General features: G+C 67.3%; 13 protein-coding genes. 6 read left to right on the top strand and 7 right to left on the bottom strand.

Going from position 1 to position 18,094, the window contains the following annotated elements; translation table 11 throughout:
* Positions 1–231: 231 nt before the first annotated feature.
* The 4 genes from E3C22_RS20725 (at position 232) to E3C22_RS24590 (ending at position 5,199) form a co-directional block, all read left to right on the top strand.
* Positions 232–384 (top strand): DUF3096 domain-containing protein, encoded by a 153-nt coding sequence (locus E3C22_RS20725; protein WP_134763789.1) that lies wholly within the window; start codon positions 232–234, stop codon positions 382–384.
* Positions 385–386: 2 nt separating this feature from the next.
* Positions 387–1,664 carry an NAD(P)/FAD-dependent oxidoreductase gene (locus tag E3C22_RS20720; RefSeq protein ID WP_134763788.1) on the top strand — a complete coding sequence of 426 codons (1,278 nt, stop codon included), beginning with the start codon at positions 387–389 and terminating at the stop codon, positions 1,662–1,664.
* 192 nt (positions 1,665–1,856) lie between these two features.
* Positions 1,857–4,718, top strand: coding sequence for a DNA translocase FtsK (locus E3C22_RS20715; RefSeq protein WP_134763787.1), 2,862 nt, complete (start codon positions 1,857–1,859; stop codon positions 4,716–4,718).
* A gap of 304 nt (positions 4,719–5,022) precedes the next feature.
* Positions 5,023–5,199, top strand: a complete 177-nt coding sequence (locus E3C22_RS24590; RefSeq protein ID WP_167591848.1) for a hypothetical protein — start codon at positions 5,023–5,025, stop codon at positions 5,197–5,199.
* A 252-nt stretch (positions 5,200–5,451) separates the two neighbouring features.
* Here E3C22_RS24590 and E3C22_RS20710 read toward each other — a convergent pair whose 3' ends face one another.
* From E3C22_RS20710 to thrC, 4 genes are all read right to left on the bottom strand, one after another.
* The gene (locus E3C22_RS20710; RefSeq protein WP_134763786.1) at positions 5,452–8,340 is read right to left on the bottom strand and encodes an EAL domain-containing protein; all 2,889 of its coding nucleotides are present in this window, start codon (positions 8,338–8,340) and stop codon (positions 5,452–5,454) included.
* A 141-nt stretch (positions 8,341–8,481) separates the two neighbouring features.
* A complete protein-coding gene (locus E3C22_RS20705) occupies positions 8,482–9,126 on the bottom strand; it encodes a GNAT family N-acetyltransferase (RefSeq protein ID WP_134763785.1) in 645 nt (214 codons plus the stop codon).
* A gap of 330 nt (positions 9,127–9,456) precedes the next feature.
* On the bottom strand, positions 9,457–10,758 hold the full coding sequence (locus tag E3C22_RS20700) for a M16 family metallopeptidase (protein WP_134763784.1): 1,302 nt from the start codon (positions 10,756–10,758) through the stop codon (positions 9,457–9,459).
* The gene (gene thrC, locus E3C22_RS20695) at positions 10,755–12,176 is read right to left on the bottom strand and encodes a threonine synthase (RefSeq protein WP_134763783.1); all 1,422 of its coding nucleotides are present in this window, start codon (positions 12,174–12,176) and stop codon (positions 10,755–10,757) included. Before thrC ends, E3C22_RS20700 begins: the two co-directional genes overlap by 4 nt.
* Positions 12,177–12,305: 129 nt before the next feature.
* Here thrC and E3C22_RS20690 point away from each other — a divergent pair, with 129 nt between their 5' ends.
* Entirely contained in the window at positions 12,306–12,878 is a 573-nt protein-coding gene (locus E3C22_RS20690; protein WP_134763782.1) for a hypothetical protein, read from the top strand.
* Positions 12,879–13,011: 133 nt separating this feature from the next.
* Here E3C22_RS20690 and E3C22_RS20685 read toward each other — a convergent pair whose 3' ends face one another.
* Together E3C22_RS20685 and E3C22_RS20680 are read right to left on the bottom strand one after the other, a co-directional pair.
* Complete coding sequence (locus tag E3C22_RS20685; RefSeq protein ID WP_134763781.1) at positions 13,012–14,799, bottom strand: methyl-accepting chemotaxis protein; 1,788 nt, start codon at positions 14,797–14,799, stop codon at positions 13,012–13,014.
* Between the two features lie 238 nt (positions 14,800–15,037).
* A complete protein-coding gene (locus E3C22_RS20680; RefSeq protein ID WP_134763780.1) occupies positions 15,038–15,718 on the bottom strand; it encodes an HAD family hydrolase in 681 nt (226 codons plus the stop codon).
* A gap of 276 nt (positions 15,719–15,994) precedes the next feature.
* Here E3C22_RS20680 and E3C22_RS20675 point away from each other — a divergent pair, with 276 nt between their 5' ends.
* Positions 15,995–17,128: a site-specific DNA-methyltransferase gene (locus E3C22_RS20675; protein WP_134763779.1), complete on the top strand. Its 1,134-nt coding sequence runs from the start codon at positions 15,995–15,997 to the stop codon at positions 17,126–17,128.
* Positions 17,129–17,653: 525 nt separating this feature from the next.
* Here the strand turns inward: E3C22_RS20675 and E3C22_RS20670 are convergent.
* The gene (locus E3C22_RS20670) at positions 17,654–17,866 is read right to left on the bottom strand and encodes a cold-shock protein (protein ID WP_134763778.1); all 213 of its coding nucleotides are present in this window, start codon (positions 17,864–17,866) and stop codon (positions 17,654–17,656) included.
* Between the last annotated feature and the right edge of the window lie 228 nt (positions 17,867–18,094).

Here is an 18,094-nt window from a genome sequence, read left to right as displayed (position 1 = left end):
GGCGGCCATGGCCGCCCCCTTCTTTTGGGGGCTAGGGACGCCGCATCGCCGCATCCGGCCGTCGCCCTTTGCATGCTTGCCCCAGCCGCAATCGGCTGGCTCCGAAGGCAACGAAATCTCCTGCGCGAGGGCGGCATTCCGAAACTTTGTATGGGATGCGACGGATTTTCCGGCGAGGACTCACATGTCCATCCGGCTCCCCTAATTACCGGCCTCTATCGGAGGCCCCCCATGGAAGTCATCGCCATTCAGCCGCTCGTCGCCCTCGTCGCCGGGATCCTGATCCTCGTCGTGCCGCGGCTGCTCAACATCATCGTCGCCATCTATCTCATCGTCGTCGGACTGATGGGGCTGTTTCCCAATCTCATCCATCTGCCGGGCTGACCGTGGCCGATCTGCCCCGCGTCGTCATCCTGGGCGGCGGAGCCGGCGGCTCCGAGCTCGCGGCGCGGCTCGGCACCCGGAGCGACATGACGGTGACGCTGGTCGACCGTCAGGCCTCGCATCTGTGGAAGCCGCGGCTGCATGAATTTGCCGCCGGGACGATCGATTCGACGCTGTCAGAGCTCAGCTACTACATGGTCGCGCGCATGCGCGGCTTCGAGTTCGAGCAGGGCAATGTCGAGACGATCGACACGGCCCGAAAGTCGGTGCACCTCACCGGCCCGACCGCCCCTGACGGGCGCGGGGCCGCGCCGCGCGACATCTCCTACGACCATCTCGTGGTGGCGCTCGGCGGCGTGACGCCGGATTTCGGCACAAGGGGCGTCGTCGAACATGCGGTGCGGCTCGACGAGCGCACCGACGCCGACCGCTTCCGGGCGCGCTTCATCGCGCTGATGATCACTGCCCGCGAGAGCGGCAGGCCGGCCCATGTCGTCATCGTCGGCTCGGGCGCCACCGGCACCGAACTCGCTGCGCATCTGCGCGAGGTCGAGGGCGGCTTCTTCCGATCGGGCGGCAGGGGCCCGCGCGACATGCTGCGCATCCTGATCGCCGAGGCGGCCCCCGAGCTGATGCCGGGAGCCGGCGACGACCTTCGCCGCAACGTCGCGGCGCGGCTGGAAGCGCTCGACATCGACACGCTCACCGGTGCGCAGATCGCCGAGGTGACGCCGGACGAGGTGGTTGCAAAGGACGGCACCCGCCACCCCGCCGATATCACCGTCTGGGCGGCCGGCCTCGTCGGCAATCCGGCGCTGGCAAAGCTTGCCGATTTTCAGACCGACAAGAAGGGCCGCATCGTCGTCGACCAGCGCCTCTGCACCTTTCTCGACCCGGCGATCCAGGTGATGGGAGACGCCGCCGCCTTCACGCCCGAGGGCGCCGACGCGCCGCTGCCGCCCACGGCGCAATGCGCCAGCCAGCAGGCCGACTATCTGGCCACGGCGATCCCGAAGCTGCTTGGCGGCGAGCAGCCCGAACCCTTCGTCTATTCCGATCGCGGACGCCTGTTGTCGCTGGCAAGGGCCGGATCGGTCGGGCAGATCGGCTTCGGTCGCAAGAACGACTTTCTGGTCAAGGGCCGCTTCGCCCTTGCCGCCTATCAGAGCCTGCAGCGCCGCCATCAATGGACGCTGCTCGGCCCGTTGCGCGGTGGCGTCGCGATCTTTGCGGACTGGCTGTCGCCCGCCAAGGGCGCGCAGCTGAAGCTGCATGGCTGAGCTCTCGGCGAGCCGCTGTCCGGATGCGCCGTTTTTGCGACACCGGCGTTGGCAATTGAGCAAATTTTCCTAACGGCGTCTTAATCTTAAGTCACTCTTAACCTCAATGACCGTAGGCTGCCGGCAGTTTGGAGGATGCCGGACCGATGACCGGGCGGCCCTCTGATCCGAGAATTCCTGACGGGTCGGGTAATGGCGTATCTAGCGGTCGGCGAGCAGCAGAGTTCCTTCTTTCGGCGCGGCATCGAGGTGGCGGGGGCGATCGGCCTTCTGCTGCTTGCGGCCTATCTTGGCCTTGCCTGCGCCACATGGTCGGTCACCGACCCTTCGCTCAGCCAGTCCAACCAGAACATGATCGAGAACGCCGCCGGCGCCACCGGGGCGATCGTCGCCGATCTGGTGATGCAGATCTTCGGCATCGGCGCGGCGCTGGTGATCGCTTTGCCGGTGATCTGGGCCCTGCGGCTGATCAGCGGTCGCAGCGTCGACCATGTCTGGAAGCGCGGCTGGTACGCGGTCGGCGGCATCGTCGTCGCCTGCGCCGCCCTCGGCTGCCTGCCGGCGCCGGAAAGCTGGCCGCTGCCGATCGGCATCGGCGGCGTTGCCGGCGATCTTCTTCTAAAAATTCCGGCCGGGATTTTCGGCGGCTATCCGAGCGGCGTCTGGGCGCTGCCGCTGGCCGCGATCCTCGCAGCTCCCGCCGCCTGGCTCTATCTCAACGGCGCCGCGCTGATCGGCCGCTATGTCGAAAAGCCCCGCAGCCTCGATGCCGAGGACGAAGGCGAGGGGCGCCTGTCGCTCCTCATCGGCGCCGGCGCCCACATGCTGTTTTCCGCCAAGGCCGCCTGGCAGCGCCACAGCGAGCAGCGCCGCAAGGTCAAGGAGCCGGAATTCGGCGAGCGCTTCCAGAACTGGCACGACGAGGACGACGGCAATTTCGCGCCGCCGGCCCCGGCTCTCGTCGACCCGTCCAGCCGCTCGATCCGCGTCTCGATGCCTGCCAACAACAGCCAGAGCTTCGTCGATCCGACCGACTGGCAGGACGACGAGGACGAGGACTTCACCGACTGGCAGCCGGAGGGCGACTGGCAGGCGGCCGAGCAGGACGGCTTCGACGCCGAGATCCGCGCGGCGGCGGCAAACCCCGCTCCGCAAGTCGGCGACGCGATGTCGCTCAGCCCCGACGACCGGGTGACCACCGGCCGCGGCGAGGCCCGCGAGGAAGAGGGCGGCGGCTGGCGCGGCCTTCTCTCCGGCAACATCGTCGCCTTTCCCGGACGCAAGGCGGCCCGCGAGAAGCAGCGCAGCGAACCGGACATGGATCGCCCGGCGGCCGGCCAGCCCTCGCGCCCGCAGCCTTCGCCCGCCCGTTCGAACCCGGCCGAGGCGTCCGGCGGCGGCGACACCCGCGTCGTCCCCCAGCGCACGGTGACCGCCGACCAGCAGCGGCTGCGCACCGGCTCCGGCCGGGCCGTCGCGATGAAATCCGCGCCGCAGCCGATGACCGTCGCCGATTCGGCGACCTTCGAGCTGCCCTCGATCGAGTTTCTCTCGCCGGCCAAGGCGACCGGCCGCGATTCCTCGATGTCGCCCGAGGCGCTGCAGGAAAACGCCAGGCTGCTCGAAGGCGTTCTGGAAGATTTCGGCGTCAAGGGCGAGATCATCGAGGTGCGGCCGGGACCGGTCGTCACCCTCTACGAGCTCGAGCCGGCGCCGGGCATCAAGTCCTCCCGCGTCATTGGCCTTGCCGACGACATCGCCCGCTCGATGTCGGCGATCGCCGCCCGCGTCGCGGTCATCCCCGGCAAGAACGCCATCGGCATCGAGCTGCCGAACCAGCGCCGCGAGACGGTCTATTATCGCGAGATGATCGCCTCCGAGGCGTTCAACCAGAACAAGGGCAAGCTGCCGCTGGTCCTCGGCAAGACCATCGGCGGCGAGGCGGTGATCGCCGATCTCGCCAAGATGCCGCATCTTCTCGTCGCCGGCACCACGGGATCCGGTAAATCCGTGTCGATCAACACGATGATCCTGTCGCTGCTCTACCGCTTCACCCCGGCCGAATGCCGGCTGATCATGATCGATCCGAAGATGCTGGAACTGTCGATCTATGACGGCATCCCGCATCTCCTCTCGCCGGTCGTCACCGATCCGAAGAAGGCCGTCGTCGCGCTGAAATGGACGGTCCGCGAGATGGAGGACCGCTATCGCAAGATGTCGAAGGTGGGCGTGCGCAACATCGACGGCTTCAACTCCCGCGTCAAACAGGCGATGGAGCGGGGCGAGACGATGTCCCGAACGGTGCAGACCGGCTTCGACCGGGAGACCGGCGAGCCGATCTTCGAGACCGAGGAGTTCGATCTCGAGCCGTTGCCCTATATCGTCGTCATCATCGACGAGATGGCCGACCTGATGATGGTCGCCGGCAAGGACATCGAGGGCGCCGTCCAGCGCCTCGCCCAGATGGCCCGAGCCGCCGGCATCCACGTGATCATGGCGACCCAGCGCCCCTCGGTCGACGTCATCACCGGCACGATCAAGGCGAACTTCCCGACCCGTATCTCCTTCCAGGTGACGTCGAAGATCGACTCGCGCACCATCTTGGGCGAACAGGGCGCCGAGCAGCTGCTCGGCATGGGCGACATGCTGTTCATGGCCGGCGGCGGGCGCATCCAGCGCGTCCACGGCCCCTTCGTCGACGATCCGGAAGTCCAGAAGATCGTCAATCACCTGAAGTCGCAGGGCGTGCCCGACTATCTCGATGCGATCCTCGAGGACGAGGACGAGGACGGCGGCTCCGCCGGCGGCGGGGCGTCGGGGTCGGGCGGCTCCTCCGGCGGGATGGGCGACGATTCCGACGATCCCTACGACCAGGCGGTGGCGGTCGTGCTTCGGGACGGCAAGGCGTCCACCTCCTACATCCAGCGCCGGCTCGGCATTGGCTACAACCGCGCCGCCTCGATCATCGAGAAGATGGAGCAGGAGGGCATCGTCGGCCCGGCCAACCACGCCGGCAAGCGCGAGATCCTGGTGCCGACCGAAGACGAGATGTGAGGCCCGCAGGCTTTTGAACGAATCGTCTGTGGCACGCCGACAAGGGAAGGCATCGTGGTTGCGGGGCCAGAGCCTGCCCGTTTCGGCATCGGCCCGAAAATCGCAATCGAGTTTCGGAAAGCTCGATGCGCAGCATCAAAGAGATAGCGCGTCCTTCGTCAGTCCTATCGGACGCACGGCGCGCTGGCGGGAACGCGCCGGCCTCCCTGTCGCCCGTGACCTCTGCGGCGTCGGGCCAGCTTGACACTTGCCCTGCCGAGGCCTCTGCTTGAACGCGATCTCAGCGTTTCTCCGGAGGCAGGCGATGTTTCTCGACGAGAAGAACGAGTGGAGCCCGCCGGAGCCAGGGCGCAGGCGGCTGTCCGAGCGCGACGAGACGATCATCCTGTGGTCGGTCGGCGCCTTCGTCGTCTCGCTGGTGATTGCGCCGATCGGCGGCGCCAGCGTCATCCAGGCGATCTACGCGGTCGTCGCCGGATAGGCCGCGAGCCTTTTTGGCCGGCCGCGATCGACCTCGGCATTGCGCCGCACCGGTTCATCTGGCCGCTTGCAGCGACCGTAAACGGATCACCGCTTCGGCTGGGCCGGTTGACGGGTCACTGCTTCGGCTGGGCCGGACGGGTGATGAGGAAACGCTTGGCGTTGGCGATCTGGACGAGCGGGGCCATCGGACTGATCCTTCGTGGTTGCGATCGATCAGTCATTGGAAGCGCCAGAGCCCGCGTCGCGGCGATCAGCTCGCCCGTTTCAGGCTCGCCGAGCGGTCGACCAGCAGTCGCCGCGCCATCTCGAAGTTCAAGGGCGGCGAGAAGGCGAAGCTCTGGGCGTATTCGCAGTTCAGCTGCCTCAGCTGGACGATGTCGCCCTCGGTCTCGACGCCCTCTGCGACGACCTTCAGCTCCAGATCGTGGGCCATGGTCACGATCGAATGGAGGATGATCGGCCGCTGCGGCCGGTCGTTGTTCCTCAGGAACGACTGGTCGATCTTCAGCGTGTCGAAGGGAAAGCGCATCAGATAGGCGAGCGAGGAGTGGCCGGTGCCGAAATCGTCGAGGGACAGGCCGATGCCGAGGTCGCGCAGCCGGGCCAGGAGCTTCGCCGAACGCTCGGGATTGTCCATCACCATCGACTCGGTCAGTTCGAGCTTCAGGCTGGCGGGCGACAGCTTGTAGCGATCGAGCACGCTTTTGACGTCGGCGATCAGGTCCTGGCGGATCAGCTGGCGGCTGGAGATGTTCACCGACATGAAGAAGCTGTCGTCGCCGGTCGCCCGGTGCAGGTCGCAGAGCCGCTTGGCCGCCTCCTCCAGCGCGAACTGGCCGAGGGTGACGATGAGGCCGGTATTCTCGGCGATCGGGATGAACTCCGCCGGCGAGATCGTGCCGCGGCGCGGATGCTCCCAGCGCAGGAGCGCCTCGAAGCCGGCGACCTTCTCGGTTTCGAGGTCGACGATCGGCTGGAACGCCAGCGACAGTTCCGAGCGCTCGAAGGCCCGGCGCAGATCCGATTCCAGCTGCAGGCGCCCCGAGCCGATGGTCTTGTAGGCCGGCCGGAACGGCTCGATCCGGTCGCCGCCGAAGCGCTTGGCCTGATACATGGCGAGTTCGGCTTCCTTCAGCGTCTCCTCGCTGGTGGCGCCCTCCGCCCAGCCACTGAGGCCGATCGAGCCGGTCAGCACGATCTCCCGGCCGGCGAGCGAGATCGGCGCCTTGATCGCCTCGCGCAGCGTTTCGGCAAAGGCCGCGACGGCGCCGACGTCGCTTTCGGAGACGAGGATCAGGCCGAACTGGTCGCTGCCGAGACGGGCGAGGGAGTCCTGCGGCTTCAGGATGCGCTTCAGCCGCCGGCCGACGGTGAGGAGGATGGTGTCGCCCACCGCCAGGCCGAAGTCGTCGTTCACCTGCTTGAAGCGGTCGATGTCGATGACGAAGATCGTCGGTCGCACGTCGTCGCGGGTGGCGGCAAGAACGCCGATCGCCTCCAGCCGGTCGCCGAAGAGCTCGCGGTTCGGCAGGCCCGTCAGCTGGTCGTGCAGCGCGTCGTGGAGCAGGCGCTCCTCGGCCTTCTTCAGGTCGGTGACGTCCTTCATCGTGCCGACGCAGCGCACCACCTCGCCGTCGGAGCCGAGCACGGGGCGGGCCCGCAGCTGCATCCAGTGATAATGGCCGTCCTCGTCGGAAACCCGGAATTCCTGGACGATGCGGCCGCGGCGATGCTCGATCACCGTGTCGAAGGTCAGCTTGAAGCGGTCGCGGTCGTCGGGATGGAGGATCGGCAGCCAGTCCCGGGCGGCGCCGTTCATCGCGGCGATCGGCATGCCGGAAAGGGTGTCGCCGTCGGCGCCGAGGAAGATGCGGTCGCGGGGCACGTCCCAGTCGAACACCGCGTCCCCGGCCCCTGCGAGCGCCAGCGAACGGCGCTCCATGTCGGAGAGCAGCCCCTGGGCGAAGCTGCCGCCGGCAAAGGCGTGCTGCATCACCGTGAAGCCGATCAGCAGAACGATCAGCACCAGGCCGCCGCCGAGCGCCGGCTGGATGATGTCGTTGTCGATGCGGCCGGTGACCGTCATCCAGCTGGCCACCAGCCAGAGAATGATCAGGCACCAGGTGGGGATCAGCATCACCGCCCGGTCGAAGCCCTGGAAGGCGAGGCCGGCGATCAGCGCGAGGCCGATGCCGGCGGTCGCCGCCAGCGACAGACGGGCGATGCCCGAGGCGACCACCGGCTCGAAGGCGGCGAGCGCCCCGAGGCCGGCGAGCAGCGTCAGCCAGACGAGGAGGGTGATCGACAGCGCCCGGTGCCAGCGGTTGAGGTTGAGATAGGCAAACAGGAACATCGCCAGAGTGAAGGCGAGGGCGACTTCGGTGCCGGCCCGCCAGATCCGCTCCTGGCCGGGGGCGAGCGGCAGGAGCTTCTGCCAGAAGTCGAAGTCGATGCAGATATAGGCGAGCACCGCCCAGGCGAGCGCCGCTGCGGCGGGGAACATCGCCGATCCCTTGACGACGAAGAGGATCGTCAGGAACACCGCGAGCAGGCCGGCAATGCCGAGAACGATGCCGCGATAAAGGGTGAAGGCGTTGATCGTGTCCTTGTAGCCGTTCGGCTCCCAGAGCCGCAACTCGGGCAGCCTGGGGCTGGTCAGCTCGGCGACGAAGGTCACCACCGAGCCGGGATCGAGGGTGACGAGGAAGACGTCGGCGTCGGTGCTCGCCTGCCGCTCCAGCGCGAAACCCTGGCTGGGGGTGATCGAGGCGATGCGCTGCGAGCCGAGGTCGGGCGACAGGATGCCGGAGCCGACGAGCCGGAAATGCGAGGCGACCACCAGCCGGTCGAGCTGTTCGTCGGTGTTGTTGGCGAGGGCGAAGACCGCCCAGTTGCCGGAGGCCGCAGGCGATTTCGCCTCCACCTCGATGCGGCGCACGATGCCGTCGGCGCCCGGCACGGTGGTCACCTGGAAATTGCGGCCCTGGCCGAAATAAAGGTCGGTCGCCGGCTTCAGGTCGATGGCGACGTCGTCCCGCGAGACGCTCACCGGTTCGAGCGCGAAGGCCGGCGAGATCTCGCCGAGAAACGGGGCGAAGGCGACAATGACGATCAGCCAACGCAGAATGATGAACCGCATACCCTCCGGCGCTTTCCTTTTGGCCACGTCACGCCGTCCCGTCGGTGGGCCGCATGACGGGGCGGCCGCCAAGTTTCGTTGTCACCGCATGCCCCGTAGCGAAGGATTGTCGCAGTTTTCGGCGCCGTGGTGAAGTTGTAATCAGCCGTCCAGCGCAACGGGATCCTGCGAGGACGTCCGTGGCTGCGACGGCCGATCCGCCGACCGCAGCCAATCTTCCGCAAGCAATGCGTAGAGACAATGATCTTCCCACTTCCCGGCGATCTTGAGATAGCCGCGAAGATGGCCCTCGCGGGTGAAGCCGCAGCGCTCCAGAAGCCGGATCGACCGCTGGTTCTTCGGCAGGCACGCCGCCTCGATGCGATGCAGGCCCTCGACCTCGAAGGCGAACAGCTTCACCGCCTCGACGGCATGGCGCATGTGGCCCCTGCCGGCGAAACGCTCGCCCATCCAGTAGCCGAGCGTCGCCGACTGGGCAACGCCGCGGCGGATGTGGCCGACGGTGATGCCGCCGAGCAGCGTGTTGCCGGGCGCGTCGAAGACGAAGAAGCCGTAGCCGCTGCCCTCGCGGGCGTCCTGGTTGCAGCGGGCGATGCGGCGGCGGAAGGACGGCCAGGCGAGCTCGTCCTCGGTCCAGACCGGCTCCCAGGGCGTCAGGAAGGCGCGGCTGTCGCCCCGCAACGCCCGCCAGGCCGGATAGTCGGAGCGGCGCGGCAGGCGCAGCATCACATCCTCGCCGGCGAGGACGGGAACATGCGGCTGGCTGAAATGGTCGATCAGGCCCATGGCTGCGGTTGCTTCGATGCGGGCCTGAGCGGCAGCCGGCCCGGCGGGAACAGGTCCGATCGCGCTCCAGGGCGCCGGCAGAGCGGGCGGATTCGTTCAAGGGACGCGCAACGTTCCGGGATCATGCTCAAGTGGACCGAGTTCGACAATTGATCTTTGCCCGCGGCGTCCACCGTTGCAACGCCGATCCGGAGTTTCCCACGGATCGTGAGGAGGGAGACGGCCCCTCGCCATCGTCGACCAGCCTGCCGACCCCTTCGCCAAACGGGCCGTGGCCGGATGGTCTGGGCCGAATGGTCGGAGTCGATCGGGGCTGTGGCCGGCGACGGCCTACCGCCCGGATGCGGCAAGGCGAGGCGGCGCCGCGCCGAGGCGGCCGGAGATCTCGTCGAGGCCGGGCAGGCGCGACAGTGGGCCGATCGCCGCCAGCGTCGGCACCGACCCGGTGAAGAGCCGGCCCGCGAGATCGGCGAGCCGCGGCGCGGTGATCGCGTCGAGCCGGGCGATCAGCTCGTCATTGGGGATCACCTCGCCGTTGAACATCAGCTGCCGGGCGATCTGGCCGGCGCGCGAGGCCGGGCTTTCCTGCGACATCAGAAGGCTTGCGCGCATCTGCGCCCGGGCCCGCGTCACCTCGGCCTCGGAAATGCCGTTCGCCGCCTCGACGAGCTCGTCGGCGATCACCGGGGCAAGCTCGGCAAGCTCTTCTTCGCCGGTTGCCGCATGGATGCCGAAGACGCCACTGTCGGAGAAGCTCCAGTGGAAGGCATAGATGGCGTAGCAGAGGCCGCGCCGCTCGCGCACTTCCTGGAACAGCCGCGACGACATGCCGCCGCCGAGAATCAGCGACAGAACCTGGCTGGCATAGAAGTCCCGGGCGTAATAGGGGCGGCCCTCGAAGCCGAGCACCATCTGGGCGTCGGCGAGTTCGCGGTTCTGGCGAAATTCGCCGCCGACATAGGTGGCCGGACTGCGCGCCTCGGTCTCCGCCGGCGCCGGGGTGGCGTCGGAGCCGAGCGCCTCGGCGACCTGCCGGACGATCGCCTCGTGGGACACCGCGCCCGCCGCCGAGACGATCATCCGGTCCGGCCCGTAATGGCGCGAGAGATAGGCCCTGAGATCGTCGGGGGTGAAGGACTTCACCGTCTGCCGCGTGCCGAGGATGGGCCGACCGATGATCTGGTCACGGAAGGCGGCCGCCTGGAAATGGTCGAAGACGATGTCGTCGGGCGTGTCCTCGGCGGCGCCGATCTCCTGCAGGATCACCTGCTGCTCGCGCTCGAGTTCGGCCTCGTCGAAGCGCGAATCGACCAGGATGTCGGTAAGGATGTCGATCGCCAGTGGCACGTCGTTCTTCAGGACACGTGCGTAGTAGGAGGTGGTCTCGACGCTGGTCGCGGCGTTGAGGTCGCCGCCGACATCCTCGATCTCCTCGGCGATCTGGCGGGCGGAGCGCCGCGAGGTGCCCTTGAAGGCCATGTGTTCGAGGAGATGGGCGATGCCGTGCTCGTTCGCCATCTCGTCGCGCGCGCCGGCCTTCACCCAGATGCCGAGGGCGGCGCTTTCCAGCGTCGGCATCGTCTCGGTCGCGATGGTGAGGCCGTTGGCGAGCCGCGTGATCTCGACGCTCATGCCCTGTCTCCCGCCAGTTCGGCGCGCGTGCGCGCCCTGATATAGTCTTCGACTGCGCCAAGATCGGCAGGCAGCCGGTCGAAGCGCTCGGTGCGTTCCATCAGCCCGACATGGGCCGGGGGCAGCGCCGGCGCCGTGCCGCTCGCCTGTTCCACCGCGGCGGGGAATTTCGCCGGATGGGCGGTGCCGAGGGTGATCATCGCGGTGCCCTCCGCCGTCTCGCCGAGCATCGTCTCGGCGACGGCAACGCCGACCGCCGTATGCGGATCGAGGAGATAGGCATTGGTCTCGAGTACTTTGCGGATCGTCGCCGCGGTGGCCGCCTCGTCGGTGGCGCCGGCCTCGAAGATCCCGCGGATCGCCGTCAGCACGGCTTCCGGCAATTCGAAGCCGCCGGACTGGGAGAGGCTTCCCATCAGCCGGCGGACCAGGGGGGCGTCGCGGCCGCTCGCCTCGAAGATCAGCCGCTCGAAATTCGACGAGACCTGGATGTCCATCGACGGCGACATGGTCGCGTGGACCGCGCCGGTCTCGTAGCGCCCGGTGGCGAGGGTGCGGGCGAGAATGTCGTTGGAATTGGTGGCGATCACCAGCTTCTCGACCGGCAGCCCCATGCGCATCGCCGCATAGCCGGCGAAGATGTCGCCGAAATTGCCGGTCGGCACCGTGAAGGCGATCTTGCGGCGGGGCGCGCCGAGACTGGCGGCGGCGGTGAAATAGTAGACGATCTGGGCCATGATCCGGCCCCAGTTGATCGAATTGACGCCGGAGAGGCCGACCTCTTCGTTGAAGCGGCGGTCGGCGAACATCGCCTTCACCAGCGCCTGGCAGTCGTCGAAATGGCCGTCGACGGCGACGGCATGGACATTCGCCTCGCCAGAGGTGGTCATCTGGCGCTGCTGCACCGGCGAGACCCGGCCATGGGGGAAGAGGATGAAGAGATCGGTCCGCCGGCTGCCGGCGAAGGCCGCGATCGCGGCGCCGCCGGTATCGCCCGACGTCGCGCCGACGATGGTGGCGCGCTCGCCGCGCTCCTTCAGCACGTGGTCCATCAGCCGGGCGATCAGCTGCATGGCGACGTCCTTGAAGGCGAGCGTCGGGCCATGGAAGAGTTCGAGGACGAAGTGGCGGGGGCCGATCTGCACCAGCGGCGCCACCGCCGGATGGGCGAAGGTGCCATAGGCCTCGTCGATCATCGCCCTCAAGGCGTCCGGCGCGATGTCGTCGCCGACGAAGGGGCGGAACACCGCCTCTGCCACGCCCGCATAGGGGCGTCCGGCGAAACCTTCGATCACGTCGGGGGCAAGTTGCGGCCAGGTTTCGGGCAGATAGAGACCGCCATCGGCGCCAAGCCCCTTGAGGAGGGCATCGGCGAAACCGAGGGGCTCGGCCTCACCGCGCGTACTCACATACCTCACGTTTTCCAAACTCCCTGCCGGACCTGCGGCGGAAATGTCGCGGTCCGTCCCGACGGTCTCAGGCCGTGTCGCCTAACCCGGACCGGGCTGATATAGAACGGCCCGTCACAGTAAGGGAAGAACCCAGCGATGCATACCGTGCCGGCCATCCGGAACCTCATCGTCGCAGCACTCGCGGCCAGTCTCGCAGCCTGCACGACGGCCGATCACATCGAGAACACCGATCTCGGGCCACCGGCCGCAGCTTCCGAAACGGGCTCGGACACGGGTGCCACCGATACGCCCGTCCGGGTCGCCGAAGGCACGGAAGCGCGCTTCTGTCCGCAGGCCTCGATCCGCGAGGGCACCTCCACCCTTTCCAAGAAGGAGGGCGACGCGCTCGACTATCAGGCGGTGCTCGTCAATGCAAAGCGCGATTGTCGGATCGTCGACGGCAAGCTGAAGATCACCGTCGGCGTCGAGGGCCGGCTGATGCCCGGCCGGGCGGCGAAGAGCCGCACCGTCGAGCTGCCGGTCCGCGTCGCCGTCGTCGGCCAGGACGGCGTCGTCTATTCCAATCTCGGCAAGATCAAGGTCGCGGTCGAAAAGGGCGCGACCTCCCGCAGCTTCCGCTATGTCGACGAGAAGATCGTCATCCCGCCGGCCTCGGGCGGCATGATCGTCTATACCGGCTTCGACGAGGGCCCGCCGAAACAGGGCTGAGGGTAAGGCGCAGCGGCGACGGGTCCGCCCGTCGCCGGCCGTTCAGGCGTAAGGCCTCGCGTTTGCCGGACGATGGCGGTCAGGCACGCCGGAGCCGCCATCGGCCCCGCGAGCTCTCCGTGGACTTTCGCCCTCAGAACTCCGCCCAGCTTTCCTGGCTCGGGGCCTGCTTCAGCGCCGTGTTGCCCGCGGTCGCGGGACGGGCCTGGTTCGCCGCGCGGGGCCTTGCCGGCGCGGCGGCCTTGGCCGGCTTGCGGGCCGATGCCTTGGCGTCGGAGGCGGTGCGGAAGCGCTGCATCAGCGTTGCCAGCTGCTCGGTCTCGACGCTGAGATTGCTGGCGGCCGCCGTCGTCTCCTCGACCATCGCGGCATTCTGCTGGGTCACCTTGTCCATCTGGTCGGCGGCCGTCGAGACCTCGCGCAGCGTTCCCGCCTGCTGGTCGGCGCTGCGGGCGATCTCGGAGACGAGCTGGCTCACCTCCTGCACGCGGGCGACGATCTCCTCCAGCGACTTGCCGGAGGCGCGGGCGAGCTGCACGCCGCTCTCGACCTGTTCCGACGAGGTGGTGATGAGGCCCTTGATCTCCTTGGCGGCCTCGGCCGAACGCTGGGCGAGCGCCCGCACTTCCTGCGCCACCACCGCGAAGCCCTTGCCTGCCTCGCCCGCCCGCGCCGCCTCGACGCCGGCGTTCAATGCCAGGAGGTTGGTCTGGAAGGCGATCTCGTCGATCACCGAGATAATCTGGTTGATCTGCTGGGACGAGGCCTCGATCTGGCTCATCGCGTCGATCGCCTTGGCGACAACCTGGCCGCCATTCTCGGCGTCGCGCAGCGCGGTCGCGGTCGTCTGATTCGCCTTCACAGCATCGGCGGCGGTCTCGTTGATGCCGCGGGTGATCTCCGACAGCGCCGCGACGGTCTCTTCGAGCGAGGCGGCCTGCTGTTCGGTGCGCTGGGAGAGGTCGTTCGCCGCGGTATGGATCTCGCTCATGCCCTCGCCGATGGTCGAGGTGGCCGATTTCACCTGGCCCATGGCGGACTCGAGATTGGAAAGCGCCTCGTTGTAGTCGACGCGCAGCTTGTCGAGTTCGGGCGTCAGCGGCACGTCGATGCGGCGGTCGAGCTTGCCCTCGGCAAGCGCCGACAGCGCCGCGCCGATCTCGGCCACCGCCTTGACGCGCTGGGTGACGTCGACGGCGTATTTGACGACCTTGGTGACCTTGCCCTTCTCGTCGAGGATCGGGTTGTAGGAGCCCTGGATCCACACTTCCCGGCCGCCCTTGCCGACGCGGCGGAATTCCGCCGCCTGGAAGCGGCCGGCGCGCAGGCCGTCCCAGAAGGCTGTGTAGTCGGCGCTGTCGCGGTGGGCCGCCTCGACGAACATCGAGTGGTGCTTGCCGACGATCTCGTCGAGGGAATAGCCCATCGTCGTGAGAAAGTTCCCGTTGGCAGCCGTGATCGTGCCGTCGGTCTGGAACTCGATGACCGCCTGGGAGCGATGCACTGCGGCGATCTGGCCGGCATAGTCGAGGTTCAGGAGGCGCTCCTTGGCGTCGGCCCATTCGACGACGAAACCGGTCGTCGTATTGCCCTCGCGCAGCGGCGTGACGAGAAGATCGAAGACGCGCTTACCGACCTTGATGGTGGCGCTGTGGGGACGCTGCAGCGCTGCCAGCATGCCACGCTGGTGGCTGGGGTTTTTATGGAAGATGTCGATGTTGCTGCCGATCAGCGTGTCGACGTTGAAGCGGGGAAGCTCCCGCTTCAACTCGGCCTCAGCCTCGCGCAGCAGACGTTCGAGCTCGGGATTGAGATAGGCGATGTTGAGCTTGGCGTCGGCGATCATCACGTTGGCGCGGAGCGCGTCCATCGCGGCGATCTTCTGGGTGGCAAGGCTGGGGCGACGGAAAGGCATCGACATCGGGCGCTCTCGCAATGGGGACTGGTCTCGTCGTCGAACCCGTCAAGCGGGACGTGTCTGCCCCTTCTCGCCAGCTCGAAGACTTTCGTCCCTCAAATGTCGCGAAACACCTTAAGAAAGCCTTTGCCATGGGCGGTTTTCATGTATTTCTCTCTGCAGGTTTCTTCTGCAACAAGTTCTATTCAGATGTAAGCTTGATATTCTGGCAGGCTTCTATTTCTGCGGGTGGCGATCCGGATCAGATGTCCTGCCAGCTGCCGAGCACCTCGACGATGGCGGGAAAGTCGGCAAGGCGGCTGATCACCGTCTCGGCGCCGGCCTCGGTCAGCGCATCGGCATGGCCGGGATAGCTGTGGGCGGCGCCGGTGAAGCCGACGACCCGGCAGCCGGCGGCCTTCGCGCCGGCAACGCCATGGACCGAATCCTCCAGCACGACCGCCCGCTCGCCGGCGACCTCGAAGACCCTCAGCGCATGCAGGAAGACGTCGGGCGCAGGCTTGGCCTTGCCGACATCCATGGCGCTGAAGACGTAAGGCCGAAAACGGTCCCAGAGGCCGACATGATCGAGCTCGAGTTCGAGCCGCGCGGCGCTCGAGTTCGAGCAGATGCAGCGGGGCAGCTCCAGCCGGTCGAGCATGTCGTGGGCGCCGGCGATCTCCTCGGCGTCGGTGCCGAGCCGCCGGTCGATCTCGTCGTCGACCCGCTTCATGAAAGCCTTGGAGAAGCGCTGGCCGGTCTCCTCGCTGAGGCGCTCGACGATTGCCGGCCAGGTGAGGCCGGCAAAGCGCGCCGCCAGATCTCCCGCGTCGAGCTCGATGCCTTCCTCGAGCAGCAGCTCGCACTGGACCCTGGCGGCGATCACCTCGGAATCGATGAGCACGCCGTCGCAATCGAAGATCAGAAGCAGTGGCTGTGGCATTCTCTGGCCTGTCCCCATGGGTCGGTTCGTGCGGGCGCGATCGGCGGGGCCTGCCGGAGGCGGGTCCGCCATCTTCATGCGAACCGTGCGGTAGCACGCCGGGACGCCGGCGCAAACGTTTCTGCCGGCGATGCCGGGCAGCGGGCCGGCGACATCCAGGGGCTCGTGGTCGGCTCGCCGGGATGGGCGGCGAAATAATCTGACGATTTTATCGATTGTTTACCTCGCTCGGTAACCATGTCGGCGAAACTGTTCCGGCGTATTCGGTGTTTTTCCATGGCTCGTTCCCGCTCCGCTCTCCTGACAACGCCGGCCGTTCCGGCTCCGTCCTTCAGGGACCAGATCCTTCAGGGGCACTGCGTTTCGCAGATGGAAATGCTGCCGGCAGGCTCGGTCGACGTGATCTTCGCCGACCCGCCCTACAATCTGCAGCTCGCGGGGGATCTGCACCGGCCGGACCAGTCGAAGGTCGATGCCGTCGACGACGCCTGGGACCAGTTCGAAAGTTTTCAGGCCTATGACGCCTTCACCAGGGCCTGGCTGCTCGCCGCCCGCCGGGTGCTGAAGCCGAACGGCACGATCTGGGTGATCGGCTCCTACCACAACATCTTCCGCGTCGGCGCCTCGATGCAGGACCTCGGCTACTGGATCCTCAACGACGTCGTCTGGCGCAAGACCAACCCGATGCCCAATTTTCGCGGCCGCCGGTTCCAGAATGCCCACGAGACGCTGATCTGGGCGTCCCGCGACAGCGGGGCCAAGGGCTACACCTTCAACTACGATTCCCTGAAGGCGGCCAATGACGACGTCCAGATGCGCTCCGACTGGCTGTTCCCGATCTGCACCGGCGGCGAGCGGCTGAAGGACGAGGAGGGGCAGAAGCTGCATCCGACCCAGAAGCCGGAAGCTTTGCTTGCCCGCATCCTGCTCGCCTCGACGAAGCCCGGCGACACCGTGCTGGACCCGTTCTTCGGCACCGGCACCACCGGCGCGGTGGCAAGGCGCCTCGGCCGGCATTTCGTCGGGATCGAGCGGGATGTCGACTATATCGAGGCGGCCGAGCGGCGCATCGCCGCCGTCGAGCCGCTCGGGGCGGAGAGCCTGGAAATCTTCGGCGGCAAGCGGGCCGAGCCGCGGGTGCCCTTTGCGAGCCTGCTCGAGGCCGGGCTGATCGAGCCGGGCACGCGCCTCACCGACGCCGGTCGGCGCCATGTCGCCCATGTCCGGGCGGACGGCACAGTGGCGGTCGCCGGCGAGGCGGCCTCGATCCACCGCGTCGGCGCCAAGGTGCAGGGCCTTTCCGCCTGCAACGGCTGGACCTTCTGGCATGTCGAGGCGGAAGGCGAGTTGCGGCCGATCGACGAGCTGCGTCGGCTGGTCCGCGAGCGGATGGCCCAGCGCCCGGCCTGAGGCGGTCGTTGGGGCAGGGCGCAAGAGGGATGGGCTACAGCATCGCCGGAAGATCGGCCTCGATCTTCTGCAGCATCGGCCCGAAAATCGGGATCGATTTTCGGAAAAGATCGATGCGGTGATGCAGTAACTTATAGCATCCTCTGTGCGTCCTATCGGGCGCACGGCGCGCGACAAAGCACGATGCAGTCATTCAATGACTGAGATCGTCCTTGGCGCGTCCCTGGCGCATCCGACCGGACGCGCGGCGCTCTGCACAGGTGCAGGCTGGTGAGCCACACCCGCCGCGCCGCCGCCGCCGATCTTCGGCACCCGCACGTCAACCCGCACACACAGTAAAACCGTCCCCCGGAAGCCGAGGAACGGCGGCAGATCGTCGTCGCGATAAAGCCGGCACATGGCGCGCCGTCATGACTTCGTCACCGGCCAGCGCTACTCCTCCGCGCGGGCCGGATGCTCGTCTCGTCGGAACGCGGCGTCGCGCCGCAAATCAGGCTGCGGCGAAACCCGGGCCGGATCGGGAATTCAGGCAGGCTGCAGGTTGACGGCCTTAGGGCCCTTGCCGCGCTTGTCCGGCTCGGTGTCGAAGGAGACCTTCTGGTTTTCCTGCAGGCCGGGAAGGCCGGATGCCTGAACGGCAGAGATATGGACGAAGATGTCGGCTCCGCCATTGTCCGGCTTGATGAAACCGAAACCCTTTTCGGTATTGAAGAATTTGACCGTGCCGGTCTGTGCCATTGTCGGAATCCTCATCCTGGCATGTATGGGCGCCCATGGGGCAGCGGCAGGCAAGTCTTGATTAGGATTAGGAACCGACTCATCGTAGACCGAAGGGCCCACCCGGGAGAGGCGCTCCCGATACGCAATTCGTCCATTACCCGTGTTCGCGAATTTGCCCGAACGCGGGGAAGAATGCTAATTTCCCGCCATCATTGCAAGTGAAAGATTTCTGACGCGCTTCACGTT

Source organism: Jiella endophytica (genome assembly GCF_004519335.1).
GTDB classification, from domain to species: Bacteria; Pseudomonadota; Alphaproteobacteria; order Rhizobiales; family Rhizobiaceae; genus Jiella; species Jiella endophytica.
Note: the sequence above shows the minus strand (reverse complement) of the source record. Positions and strands in the feature narration are given on the sequence as shown.